At 71.7% G+C, this 12,552-nt stretch carries 12 protein-coding genes; 1 reads left to right on the forward strand and 11 read right to left on the reverse strand.

From position 1 onward, the window contains the following. Positions 1-24: 24 nt before the first annotated feature. From QE412_RS11530 to QE412_RS11560, 7 genes are all read right to left on the reverse strand, one after another. Entirely contained in the window at positions 25-882 is an 858-nt protein-coding gene (locus QE412_RS11530) for a carbon-nitrogen hydrolase family protein (RefSeq protein ID WP_307483734.1), read from the reverse strand. Positions 883-906: 24 nt separating this feature from the next. Beyond that, complete coding sequence (locus tag QE412_RS11535; protein ID WP_307483737.1) at positions 907-2,163, reverse strand: MSMEG_0569 family flavin-dependent oxidoreductase; 1,257 nt, start codon at positions 2,161-2,163, stop codon at positions 907-909. Then, positions 2,160-2,450, reverse strand: a complete 291-nt coding sequence (locus QE412_RS11540; RefSeq protein ID WP_307487184.1) for an MSMEG_0570 family nitrogen starvation response protein — start codon at positions 2,448-2,450, stop codon at positions 2,160-2,162. The genes QE412_RS11535 and QE412_RS11540 overlap by 4 nt, the downstream gene beginning before the upstream one ends. A gap of 1 nt (position 2,451) precedes the next feature. Beyond that, positions 2,452-3,354 carry a carbon-nitrogen hydrolase family protein gene (locus QE412_RS11545; protein ID WP_307483739.1) on the reverse strand — a complete coding sequence of 301 codons (903 nt, stop codon included), beginning with the start codon at positions 3,352-3,354 and terminating at the stop codon, positions 2,452-2,454. Between the two features lie 8 nt (positions 3,355-3,362). Beyond that, positions 3,363-3,890 (reverse strand): MSMEG_0572/Sll0783 family nitrogen starvation response protein, encoded by a 528-nt coding sequence (locus tag QE412_RS11550; protein ID WP_058595835.1) that lies wholly within the window; start codon positions 3,888-3,890, stop codon positions 3,363-3,365. Positions 3,891-3,992: 102 nt separating this feature from the next. Further along, positions 3,993-5,414 (reverse strand): MSMEG_0567/sll0787 family protein, encoded by a 1,422-nt coding sequence (locus QE412_RS11555; protein ID WP_307483743.1) that lies wholly within the window; start codon positions 5,412-5,414, stop codon positions 3,993-3,995. After that, positions 5,384-6,478 (reverse strand): MSMEG_0568 family radical SAM protein, encoded by a 1,095-nt coding sequence (locus QE412_RS11560; protein WP_307314412.1) that lies wholly within the window; start codon positions 6,476-6,478, stop codon positions 5,384-5,386. The genes QE412_RS11555 and QE412_RS11560 overlap by 31 nt, the downstream gene beginning before the upstream one ends. A gap of 165 nt (positions 6,479-6,643) precedes the next feature. On the opposite strand from QE412_RS11560, the gene QE412_RS11565 reads away from it, so the two are divergent. Beyond that, positions 6,644-7,666 (forward strand): LLM class flavin-dependent oxidoreductase, encoded by a 1,023-nt coding sequence (locus tag QE412_RS11565; protein WP_307483745.1) that lies wholly within the window; start codon positions 6,644-6,646, stop codon positions 7,664-7,666. A 198-nt stretch (positions 7,667-7,864) separates the two neighbouring features. Here the strand turns inward: QE412_RS11565 and QE412_RS11570 are convergent, their stop codons facing one another. Genes QE412_RS11570 through QE412_RS11585 form a run of 4 tightly spaced genes read right to left on the reverse strand, consistent with a single transcriptional unit; the run spans position 7,865 to position 12,547 of the window. Continuing rightward, complete coding sequence (locus tag QE412_RS11570) at positions 7,865-9,049, reverse strand: aminotransferase-like domain-containing protein (RefSeq protein ID WP_307483748.1); 1,185 nt, start codon at positions 9,047-9,049, stop codon at positions 7,865-7,867. Then, a complete protein-coding gene (locus QE412_RS11575; protein ID WP_307483750.1) occupies positions 9,046-10,698 on the reverse strand; it encodes a dipeptide ABC transporter ATP-binding protein in 1,653 nt (550 codons plus the stop codon). The genes QE412_RS11570 and QE412_RS11575 overlap by 4 nt, the downstream gene beginning before the upstream one ends. Then, the gene (locus QE412_RS11580) at positions 10,695-11,540 is read right to left on the reverse strand and encodes an ABC transporter permease (RefSeq protein ID WP_307483753.1); all 846 of its coding nucleotides are present in this window, start codon (positions 11,538-11,540) and stop codon (positions 10,695-10,697) included. Before QE412_RS11580 ends, QE412_RS11575 begins: the two co-directional genes overlap by 4 nt. Then, on the reverse strand, positions 11,537-12,547 hold the full coding sequence (locus QE412_RS11585) for an ABC transporter permease (protein ID WP_307483755.1): 1,011 nt from the start codon (positions 12,545-12,547) through the stop codon (positions 11,537-11,539). The genes QE412_RS11580 and QE412_RS11585 overlap by 4 nt, the downstream gene beginning before the upstream one ends. Positions 12,548-12,552 lie beyond the last annotated feature (5 nt).

Here is a 12,552-nt window from a genome sequence, read left to right on the forward strand (position 1 = left end):
TCCTTTCCGCGGCGAGCACGGGGTCTACGCCGGCGCGCTGAGCCGGTAGGCGTGTTCGGCGCGCTGCGCGAGGTGGTTGAGCGAGCGTCGCGCGCGGGCCACGTCGGCGGAGACGTCGGCCTCCGCGACGGCGAGCCCGCCCTTCGCCCAGGTCTTGGCGACGATCTCGCCCGCGGGGTCGACGACCTTCGCCTGCCCGAGGAAGCGCAGGCCGCCCAGCACGCCGGTCTGGTTCGACGACACGAGGTAGACCTGGTTCTCGGCCGCGCGCGCGCAGTCGTACAGGTCGAACAGGTGGGCCTGCCGGTCGTTGCGGATGCGGTCGGACCGGTCGGTCACGCTCGCCGGCCACGCGCTCAGGCACGCGATGACCTGGGCACCGTCGAGCGCGACCGACCGCGCCGCCTCGGGGAAGGTCTTGTCGAAGTCGATCAGCATCCCGATGCGACCGACCGGGGTGTCGAAGGCGCGGAAGTCGTCGCCGGCGGCGTAGACCTCCGATTCGCCCAGCGGCAGGTGCACCTTGCGGTGCACCCCCAGCACGCCGTCGCCGTTCACACAGACGGCGGTGTTGTACCGCCGCTCCTCGCCGCCGTCGACGGCGCGCTCGGCGATTCCGAAGCACACCGTCATGTCACCCGCCAGCGCGACGATCGCGGCCACCTCGGGCCCGTCGATCTCGACGGAGTGCGGGATGCCGTCACCCTCCTCCACCGGATGGTGCAGGTCGAGCAGGTAGCCGCCGATCGTGGCATCCGGGAGCACGAGAAGGTCGACGCCGCGCCCGCGCGCGTCCTCGACGATGCCGGGGAGCTTCGCGAGCGTGCGGTCCACGTCGCGGCCGAAGTGGGCCGCCACCGCAGCCATCGTCACGGATGCCATTCCCCGAGAGTACGCGCTGGCCGCTCAGCGCACGGCGAGGACGCCGCGCGACGCCGCCACGATGCCGGCGGCGACGTGCTCGGCATCCCGTGCGATCGCGTGGAAACGGCCCGAGCCCCACGTGTGCAGCCACGGAAGCCCCACGAAGGAGAATCCGGGGACCGCCGTCGCGCCGCGGTCGTGCGCCGGGTGCCCGGCCGCATCGAGCACGTCGAGGTCGCCGAGCCACGACCAGTCCGCGCGGAAGCCGATGGCCCAGACGACGGCGTCGATCTCATCGAGGTCGAGCCGGGTGGGGCCTCCGCCAGGCGTCCACACCGGCCGGTAGCGCTCTTCGACGGGAGCGTCGATGCCCTCGCGGGCGATGTAGTTGTCGATGTCGTTCTTGATCGACTCGGCGACCGCGTCGGCCCGGTCGAGGTTGGCCGTGAGGCTGTCGTCGAACGCGAGGGTTCCGTCGGCGACGCCGATCGCCCGTCCGTGCAGGCCCATCCCCTGCGCCGCGAAGAGGCGGAGGTCGATGTCGCGTCCGCCGTCGCGCCCGGTGACGTAGTGGTTGGTCGCCGCGCGTTTGGCCGCGGCCTGCTCTCCCACCGGCACGTCGTAGACGCCCATGTCGGCGAGCCACGTCATGCAGTCCCGCCCGCGGTAGAACCGCGCCACGCGCGGCGCGCGCCCCACGGCGAGGTGCACCTGGCGCCCCTCGAGGTGGAGGTCCTCGGCGATCTGCGTGCCGGACTGCCCCGTCCCCACCACGAGCACCGAACCCGGGAGCTGTCCCGCGTTGCGGTAGTGGTGCGAGTGCATCTGGACGATGCGCTCGGGCAGGTCGTCGGCCCACGACGGCGTGATGGGGCGGTGATAGCCCCCGGTCGCCGACGTGACGGCATCCGCGGTGATCTCGCCCGCGCTGGTCTGCACGACGAACACGCCGTCGTCGCGACGGTCGACCCGCCGCACCTCCACACCCTCGGCGATCGGCGCGTCGAACGTGTCGGCGTAGCCGCGCACCCAGGCGTAGACCTCGTCGCGGGTCATGAACCCGTCGGGGTCGGGGCCGTCGTAGGGGTAACCGGGAAGCCGGCAGTGCCAGTTCGGGGTCACGAGGGTGAAGTTGTCCCACCGCCCGTCGCGCCACTCGTGCGCCGCGGACTCCCGCTCGATCACGACGTGCCGCACGCCCGCCTGCGCGAGGTGCCAGCTGACCGAGAGGCCCGCCTGGCCGCCGCCGACGATGACCGCGGAGTAGTGGTCGCCCGGCTGCAGGTCGACGGCGATCATGACGCACCCACCGGGAGGGGAGGCTCCATGCGCAGCACGGTGACCTCGCCGCCGTCGTAGGCAGCCGCCGACCGCACGATCTCGTCACGGGATGCCATGGCCGAGGTGCACGCGAAGCCGTAGGCGGCCCGCACGCGTTCGCCCGCGGCATCCAGGGCCTCGCTCGATCGCGCGACGAAATCGGCGACGTCGTAGCTGCTCCCGGTGGTGAGGTAGTCGTGCATCACGAGGCTCGGCGAGTAGTGCGAGGACTCGACACCGTCGGGCCAGCGCACCGCGAAGCGCATCTCAGGCACGGGCCAGCTCCTTCCAGCCCTCGACGTGCTCCCCGGCCGTCTCGGCGACCGGGCCGTACACGTCGGGCCTACGGTCGCGCAGGTGGAACATGCCCCCGCGCATCGTCCGGAACGTCTCTTCGATGTCGATCTCGGCGATGGCGAGCCCGGTGCCGAGAAGGGTCGTCGCGAGGATGTTGCCGCCCGGGTCGACGACCTTGGCGTTGCCGACGTAGCGGAGCGATCCGAAGGTGCCCGACTGGTTGGATGCCATCCAGAACACCTGGTTGTCGAGGGCCCGCGCGATGTCGAACTGGTTGAACCGGTAGGTCCAGCGGTCGTCCTGCAGGTTCTCGGCGGTCGCGGTGCGCGCCGCGGGCCACGCCGACATGCTCACCACGATCTCGGCGCCGTCGAGGGCGAGCATGCGCGCAGCCTCGGGGAACGCCTTGTCGTAGCAGATCTGCATGCCCACGCGCCCGACGGGGGTGTCGAAGGCGCGATAGGTGTCACCGGCCGAGTACGACATGTTCTCGCCCAGCGGCTGGTGCACCTTGCGGTACGAGCCGTAGATGTTCTCGCCGTCCAGGCACACGGCGGCGTTGTACCGCGTCTCACCGTCGTCGGCCAGCTCGCAGAAGCCGATCGTCACGACCATGTCGCCGACGAGCTCCTGCACGCGGGCGATCTCGGGGCCGTCGAGCCGGATGGCCGGCGGCATCGAGCGCTTCGTGGTCTTGACGGTGTCGCCGTGGTTGCCGAGGGAGGAGAGGTACCCGCCGATGGCGGCCTCGGGGAACGCGAGGAACGACACCCCCGCGGCGCGCGCCTCGGTCACCAGGTCGGCGATGAGCGCGTAGTTCTGCTCCAGGTCTCGGGTGAAGTTCGCCGAGACGGAAGCCACTTTCATGGTCATGCCGGGCCTCAGAGGTTGTAGGTGGAGTTGATGATCGCGCCCTTGCGCGCGTAGTAGATGAGCGCGTCCTGCACGTCGAGCGGGTGCGCGGGGATGACACCCTCGATGAGGTCCTCTTCGCGGATGCCGTGCAGGGCCAGGCCGAAGCGGCAGCAGTAGACCGTGCCGCCCTCCTTGATGAACGTCTCGAGCGAGTTGTTCATGTTCAGCTCGCCGGGGAAGCCCGCGTCGCCCGTGGTGGGGAAGCCGCGGTTGGCGGTGGCGGCCAGCGTTCCCGGACCGTAGAGGTAGATGGCCGACTCGAAGCCCTTGCGCAGGGCCCGGGTCGCCTGGAGGATCGCGACGAAGCTCACCGAGGACTCGTGCGGGATGCCGTGGATGAGCGTGAAGTACGACTCGCCGTTCTCGGCCTGGAAGTCGGGGAAGAGCTTGGTGGAGCCGTAGATGTTGCTGCCCTTGGGGAGCGAGGGGTGCGGAACCTCGCCGAGGGACTTGGCGATGTTCTCGGCGATCTGAGCGTCGATGTCGGTGGTCATGATGGTGTCCTTCGCGTCGGTGGAGCCGGGGATGGAGCGTTTGTCTGATACCAGGCTCGTCGGTTCGTGTTTCGGATTGGTTTCGGCCGGAAAGAGGTTGCGTTACGCCTGGCCGAGGCCCGTGGCATCCGTGTCGAGCGCACGGGTCTCGACGCCGTCGGGCCACCGCAGCACGACGCCGGGCTCGGCGCTGAGTTCGCCGATCGTCGCCGAGTGCGCGAGCGGCGAGGGGATCTCGGGCGCATCGGCAGTGAGCATGCCGTACCCCGGGAAGCAGGTGAGCCAGTCGCCGAAGGCGACGTCGGGCGGTGCGGGGATGTCGGCCACGTCGATGCGCGCGCCGGTGCCCGACGCCTCGGCGAGCATCGCCGTCGTCCCGACGATGCCGGCCATGCTGACGTCTTTCGCCGCGGCCGGTCGGTGCGCGGCGAGGAGCCCCGCCAGGTGCCGCAGCTCCTCGCCCGTCCGGGTGGAGGTCGAGTCCCACTGGCGTCCCTCGAAGCCGCGGCGCCAGCGGCCGTGCAGGTCGACGGTGAGTCCCAGCCGGTGCCCGGCTCGCCCGCCCCCGCCGGGGATCGGCGCGGTCGTGCGCCCCAGCGCGGTCACAGCCAGCGACGACGCCCCCCGCAGCTGCGTGTGCCCGCCGAGGATCGGCACATCCCACGCGACCGCGGCGCTGCGCAGCCCCGAGACGATGCGGCGCACCGCCGACGGGGTGGCGGCCGACACGGCATCCATCAGTCCCACCGCCCGCGCACCCATCGCCGACAGGTCGTTGACGTTGACCAGCACCCCGCACCACCCCGCCCACTCGGGGTCTTTGTCGATGAGGGCGGGAAGGATCGCGTCGGTGGCGACCACGACGTCGGTGCCCGACACGAGCGCCCCGTCGTCTCCGACCCAGCCGTCGCCGCCGAGGGAATCGGGATGGTCGTCGCGGATGCCGGCGAGCACGTCGCCGAGGGGCAGCTTCATCGCCCCGACGAGGTCGGCGATGCGGTCGATGGGCCAGCGCATCCGCACGTGGGGGGTACCGCCGATCGAGGTCTCGCCCCAACGCACCCACCCGAGGTGACGGAAGAGGGGCTCGTTGCGTTCCTGCACGGTGGCGTCGAAACGCAGCACGCCCCGGCTCACCGCCTCACGACACGCTTCGCGAACGAGAGCGGAACCGATCCCGCCCGCGTGGCGAGCGCCGCGGCGCACGACGAGACGCCCACCCGTCCACCAGCCGATGTCGCGCGCGGTGGCGGGGGCGAGCCGCACCCCGCCGAGGACGTCGCCCGCGGCGGTGGCCGCGACCAGCACCACGGTGCGCGGGTCGTCGTCGATGTCGTCGTGATCCGACCCGGCGAACAGTCCCTGCTCGTCGACGAACACGTCGCGCCGGATCGCGCGGTAGGCGGCGAGGTCGGCGGCATCGGCCACCCGGATCACCCACGCGGGCGCCTCCTGCGCACGGGGTGCGCCGGTCAGCACCGGCACGTCGAACATCACGCGCCCGCCGTCTTGAGGATGCTGCACGCACCGCACGCGGCACACCCGGCCTTCTGATCCTCGCCGCGCATGCCGGCCGCGTGCAGCAGCTGCGCGACCCGTGAGGTGATGTCGTCGACGACCGCGCGGTGCGGGGCCGGCACCTTGTCGACGTCGGTGGCGAGCGTGCCCTTGAGCGGGCGGAACGGCACGACGAAGGGGTAGACGCCCATCTCGATCAGCTCGCGCGCCCCCTCGACCGCCTCGTCGGGGTCTTCGCCCATGCCGACGATGAGGTAGGTCGACACCTGGTTCCACCCGAACACCCGCACGGCCTCGCGCCACGCGGCGCGGTACTCGTCCATGCTCACGCGGGACTTCCCCGGCATCCATCGGCGGCGCACGTCGTCGTCCATCGACTCGACATGGATGCCGATGGATCGGGCACCCGCGTCGTACAGGTCGGTGATCGCCTGCAGGTCGGCGGGCGGCTCGCACTGCACCTGGATCTCGAGCTGCGGGACGGCGGCCTTGACCGCCCGCACGCAGCGCGCGAGGTGCTTGGCGCCGCGGTCCCATCCGTTCGAGGTGCCGGTGGTCATGACCATGTGCGTCACGCCGTCGAGCCGTACGGCCGCCTCGGCGACCTCGGCGAGCATCGCGGGGGTCTTCACCGCGATCGTCGTGCCCGCATCGAGCGAGGCCTCGATGGCGCAGAAGCGGCAGCGCTCGCTCTCGTCGTAGCGGACGCAGGTCTGCACGACGGTGGTGGCGAGCACGTTCTTGCCGTGGAGCTTGGCGATCTTGTCGTAGGCCACGCCCTCGTCGGTCTGCAGGTCGTAGAACTTCGGCCGGACGACCGGGGCGACGTCGAAGCCGAGATCGGCACCGTCGCGGGTCAGGCGCCCAGACGCGGTGATGACGTACGGACTGTTCGGATTGAGGGGGATGGCCGCGCCCTCGCCGTCGACGACGAAGTGGCCGTCGTCGCTCGGGCCGGCTCCGCCGGTGCGGCGGACGGGGGCGTCGCTGCGGACGCCGAGCAGGGCTAGGCTGACACGCGTCGAGACGCGATCACGATCGGCGGGTGCGAGCGCTGAAGCGTTGTCCATTCCCCCAGTAGAACGATGGCGTGTTTCGAGACGACGTCCAGCGGATAGCGGTTCTGTTTCCGCATCCTGAGTGTTCGCGCTTTCCGTTCAGCCCGGGCGGGGGCCGGAACCCGCGATGACGGACCGTGACGCCGCGACCCCCTCCCGGTCGGCGACGCCGTTAGCGTGACGAGGGTGACCCGGCCGCTGCGCTCCCTCGGATTCCTCACCATCGGCCTCTTCGACCGCGAGAACCCGCGGGCCGGGCACGAGACGACCCTCTCGATCATCGAGCGCGGCGAGCGCCTCGGCTTCGACAGCGCGTGGCTGCGCGACCGGCACCTGCAGTACGGCATCTCGTCGCCGGTCGCGGTGCTCGCGGCGGCATCCCAGCGCACGAGCCGCATCCGCCTGGGCACCGCGGTGATCCCGCTGGGGTGGGAGAACCCGCTGCGCCTGGCGGAAGACCTCGCGACGGTCGATGTGCTCACCGGCGGGCGGCTGGAGCCCGGCTTCTCGGTCGGGGCTCCGCGACGCTACGACGAGATCGCCCCCGCGCTGTACCCCGACACCGCCGACCAGGAGGACTTCGGCTACGAGCGCCTCGCGCGCCTGCGCCGCTTCCTCGCGGGTGAGCGGGTCAGTCCGTTCTCGGGCACCGAGGGCATCGAGGAGTACTCGGAGCGCGTCGAGCCCCACGCCGCGGGTCTCGCCGGTCGCCTCTGGTACGGCGCCGGGAGCCCGGCATCCACCACCTGGGCCGCCGAGAACGGTTTCCATCTGCTGACCAGCAGCGTCATCCAGTCGGTGCACTCGACCGACTTCGACGTCGAGCAGGACGCGCAGATCCGCCTGTACCGTGAGACGCACCCCGATGGCGAGAACGCCCGGGTGTCGCAGGGTCTCGTCGTCGTACCGACCGACTCAGCGACGCCCGCGCAGCGCCGACGCTATGAGGCGTACGCGGAGTCACGGCGGGGGCGCGTCGGCATCCCTCAGGGTCCGCGGGGGCTGCTGTTCGCCGAGGATCTCGTCGGCACGTCGGAGCAGATCGCGGAGCGGCTGCTGTCGTCGCGGTCGTTCCCGCAGGTCGACGAGGTGGCGTTCGCGCTGCCTTTCGCCTTCGAGCCCGACGACTACGCGCAGATCCTGGAGGACATCGCCGGGCGGTTGGGGCCGCTGCTCGGGTGGGCGCCGTCCCCTCGTTGACACCCGGATCCAGGATGCCGTGACCCGCCGCGGCATCCCGCGCACAACCTCCGCGATGCGCACAACCTCCGCCCCCACACCCGCAAATCACGCGAAGTTGCGCACATCACGGAGCGAGCGCACCCGCGGCGCCGAACCCGCGCCCCGCACGACCAGCGCACCCGCGGCGCCGCAGAACCCGCGCCACCCGCCACCCCCTCAGCGCTGCCGCGCCACCGCCCGGGCCAGCCGTGCCGCGGCCTCGCGCAGCAACGACTCGTCGGTGTCGCCGTAGGCGAGGCGCAGGTGCCGGTCGGCATCCGTCCCGGGGCCCGAGGGGAAGAACGATCCGCGCTGGTACTCCACGCCCTCGGCGCTTGCGTCGGCGGCGAGGCGGTCGGCATCCAGGGAGTCGTCGGTCAGACGCGGCCACAGGAACAGCCCGCCGTCGGGCACCGTGACGTCGAAGAAGCCGGATGCCGTGAGCGCCTCGGCCAGAGCGTGCGCCCGCGACCGGTACAGCTCCCGCGCCGCCCCCAAGACGCGCGGGAACAGTCCGGCGTCGCTCGTCAGCAGCTCGGCGACCACCGCCTGCACGAGAGTCGACGAGTGCGAATCCTGGCGGCTGCGCAGGGCCACGGCATCCGGAATCAGGCGCTCGGGCAGCACGACCCAGCCCAGGCGCAGACCCGGGCCGAGGGTCTTGGTGAAGGTGTTGACGTGGATGACGTGGTCGGAGTCGTGGAACGGCGCGAGCGACTCGGGCTCGCCGTGGAAGCGCAGCTCGCGGTACGGGTCGTCGGCGAACACGACGAAGCCGTACTTCTCGGCGAGATCCACGAGTTCCCGACGCCGGGCTGTGGGCAGCGACGACTGCGAGGGGTTGTGGAACTCCGGCACCGTGTACACCGCGGCCGGGCGCGCGCCGGCGCGCAGCTCGGATGCCAGGGCGTCGACGTCGAGCCCGTCGGCGCCGACGCGGATGGGCAGCACGCGCGCGTCGGCGAGCTCGAGGCCGCGCAAGAACAGCGGGAACACCGGGTTGTCGACAGCGACGAGATCGCCACGCTCGAGCACCGTCTGCACCGCGATCGCGAGGCCGTGGAAGCCGCCGTTGGTCACGAGCACGCGCTCCACGGGCACGCCCTCGTGCGCGGCGATCCACTCGCGCAGGGCGGGGATGCCCTCGGTGCGCGAGTACTGCAGCGACGGCGCACCGGCCCGACCGAGCACCCGGGCGGTCGCCTCGGCGAGCTCGGCGCTCGGCAGCACGGAGGGGTCCGGGATGCCGCCCAGCAGCTCGATCGCATCGGCGCGGCGGTCGCGCAGGGTTTGGTCGCCGAACCCCTTCGGCGCCGTGAAAGCCTGCACGAGCGCAGGACGGGAGGGGGCGAGAACGCTCATCGGGGACTCCGGAGGTCGGGGGTGGGGATCGCGTCGACGAGGGCCCGCGTGTATTCCTCGCGCGGGTGCGAGAGCACGTCGGCCACGCGCCCGGCCTCGATAACCCGTCCGTCTTTGAGCACCGAGACCGTGTCGGCGATCTGCCGCACGAGCGCGAGATCGTGCGAGACGAAGAGGTAGGTCAGGCCGCGTTCGCGCTGCAGCCGGCGGAGTACGTCGAACACCCCCGCCTGCACCGTCACGTCGAGCGCCGAGGTGGGCTCGTCGAGCACGATGACGTCGGGTTCGAGCACCAGGGCGCGTGCGATCGCGACGCGCTGACGCTGACCGCCCGACAGCGCGTCGGGGCGACGGCGGGTGAGCTGCGACGACAGGCCCACGGCATCCAGGGCCGCGGCGACCTTCGCCGACCGCTCGGCCCGCGTGCCGACGCGGTAGCGGTCGAGGGGTTCACGGACGATGCGCCCGACGCTCCACGTGGGATCCAGCGAGGTGAAGGGGTTCTGGTACACGAGCTGGAGGTGGCGACGGATGCCGCGGAGCTCCGCCTCGGTGCGCCCGGTCGCGGGTTTGCCGTCGATGAGGATCTCGCCGGCGTCGGGGGTCTCCAGGCCCAGCAGCAGCCGTACCGTGGTGGTCTTGCCCGAGCCCGACTCCCCCACGAGGGCGTGGGTCGTGCCCGGCGGCACGCGGAACGACACCGCCGATACCGCCGCGCGCTCGGACCCGTCGACCACGAAGCTCTTGGAGACCTCCCGCACCTCGATGCGGGTCGCGGTGGTATCGATGGTCCACGCGTCGACCCCGCGCCCGTCGGCATGCCGGTAGCGGTCGGGGTTGAGCGCCGGGGCGTCGGCCTGCAGCTGCAGCGTGTAGGGCGAGGTCGGCGCCTGGAAAACCTCGCGCGTGCGCCCCGCCTCTTGCACCCGCCCATCCTTGAGCACGACGATCTCGTCGGTGCGCTCGGCGGCGATCGCGAGGTCGTGCGTGATGAGGAGCAGACCGATGCCGAGCTCGGCGCGCAGCTCTCCGAGCAGGTCGAGGATGCGCTTCTGGATGGTGACGTCGAGCGCGCTGGTGGGCTCGTCGGCGACGAGCAGCTCGGGCTTCGGCAGCACCGCGAGCCCGATGAGCACGCGCTGCAGCATGCCGCCGGAGAGCTGGTGCGGGTACGAGCCGTAGACCCGACCCGGGTCGGGCAGGCCGACGCGGGCGAAGACCTCGAGGATGGCTTCGCGCCGGGCGTCGGCATCCGTGATCCCCGCCAGCTCAGCCGCTTCGTGCGCCTGCGAACCGACGGTGCGCACGGGGTTGAGCGCGTGCGAGGGATCCTGCGGTACGAAGCCGATGCGCCGGCCGCGGAAGGGGCGGAACCGCGCCTCGCTCAGCCCGAGCAGCTCGTCGCCGCCGAACTCCACGCGCCCGCGCGCCCGTCCGGTGGCGCGCGGCAGCAGCCGCAGCACCGACCGCGCGATCGTCGACTTGCCCGAGCCCGACTCGCCGATGAGGGCGAGGCTGCCCCCGGCCGGGATCGAGAACGACACGTCGTGCACCACGGGGGTGCGGCCGTAGGCCACCGTGAGACCGTCGACGCGCAGGAGGGCGGTCGCGGGAGACGTGTCGGGGCGCAGGGGAAGAGTGAGGGTCATGACGTCCTCCGAAGCCACCGGCTGATGCGGTTGATCGACAGCACGGTCGCCACCGTGACGAGCGCCGGCCACACGACGAGCCACGGCGCGCGCGGGTAGTCCTTGCCGGCCGAGATGAGCAGACCCCAGTCGGATGCCGGGGGCGGATCGCCGTAGCCGAGGAAGGCGAGTCCCGCGATGACGAGGATCGACAGGCCGAACTGCAGCACGGCGAGCGGGATGAGCGAGCGCGAGGCATTGGGCAGGACGTGCCGGAACAGCACGTGCAGGCTCGATCCGCCCTGCAGCCGCGCCGCCTCGACGAACACCGACGAGCGCACCCGCAGCACCTCGGAGCGCATGACCCGCGCGAACACGGCGACGGCCGAGACGCCGGTGGCGATCGCGGCGTTGATGGTCTGGAAACCCAGGGAGCTGACGATGACGACCGCGAGCAGGAACGCCGGGATCGCCAGCAGCACGTCGACGAAGCGGGCGAGCACGGTGTCGGTCCACGACCCGAGGAACCCGGCGAGCAGGCCGATGAGCCCGCCGACGACGACGCCGATCGCGACGGCGACCAGGGCGCTCGTCACCGACGACTGCGCGCCGAAAACGATGCGCGCGAACAGGTCGCGGCCGAGGTGGTCGGTGCCGAGCAGGTGCGCGACGCTCGGCGGCTGCAGCTTGTCGGCCGGCACGCCCTGCGCGGGATTCTGCGACGTGAAAAGGGTCGGCGCGACCGAGAAGGCGAGCACCACGGCCACGACCGCGAACGACACGACGACACCGACCGGGACGGCGAGACGGATGCCACGGACCCGGGCGATCGCGGGGCGCGACGGCGAGACGAGCGCGGTCATACGATGCTCACCTCCTCGCGCAGCAGCGGCGCGGGCTCCGTCCGGGACGCGACCGCCGCGGTGCGCGAGCCGATGGACACGCGGGGGTCGAGCAGGGGGTAGGCGAGGTCGGCGAGCAGGTTCACGACGACGAACACGATGGCCGCGAGCGAGACGACCGCCTGCAGCACCGGGAGGTCCTGGCTGGCGACGGCCTGCTCGACGAGGGTGCCGATGCCGACGCGGCCGAAGATCGCCTCGGTGATGAGCGCGCCGCCGAGCAGTTCGCCGACGATGAGCGCGAGCACGGTCACGGTCGGCAGCGCCGAGGGCTTCACGAGGTGGCGTGCGAAGAGCGCCCCCTGGCGGAGGCCCCGCGAGCGGGCGACCGCGACGTACTCCTGCCGCGACTCGTGGTCGAGCGAGGCGATGAGCACTTCCGCGAGCTGCGCAGACACCGGGATGCCGAGTGCCACCGCCGCGAAGAACGTGCCCCAGGGGGTCTCGGTGTCGATCATGCTGAACAGCCCGAGACCGAACGCGAACACGTGGATGAGCAGCAGGCCGATGACGAAGTTGGGCACCGACAGGAAGAGCGAGGGCAGCGAGCGCACCACGCCCTGGCCGAAGCGTGCGGGAATGAATTGCGTGCCGTACGCGATCGCGACGGCGAGCACGATGGCCACCAGCAGAGCGACGGCCGCGAGGCTGAGGGTGGAGCCGAGCGCGTCGAGCACGAGGGTGCTCACCGGCAGGTTCGATCGCAGCGAGACGCCGAGGTCGCCGATGACGAAGCGTCCGAGCGAGGCCCCGAGCTGCACCCACCAGGGCTGGTCGAGGCCGTAGTAGGCCACGATGCGGGCGATGTCGTCTTCGGTGAAGCCCGCGTCGGGCGTGCGCAGGATGCTCGAGATCGGGTCGCCGGGCAAAATGCTGAGCACGAAGAACGTGAACAGATACGCCAGCAGCACGACGACGATCGCTTGACCGGTGCGCCGCAGCGCGAAGCCGCCGTAGGTGCGGAGCATGCTCT

It is taken from the genome of Microbacterium trichothecenolyticum (assembly GCF_030818955.1).
Taxonomy (GTDB): domain Bacteria; phylum Actinomycetota; class Actinomycetes; order Actinomycetales; family Microbacteriaceae; genus Microbacterium; species Microbacterium trichothecenolyticum_B.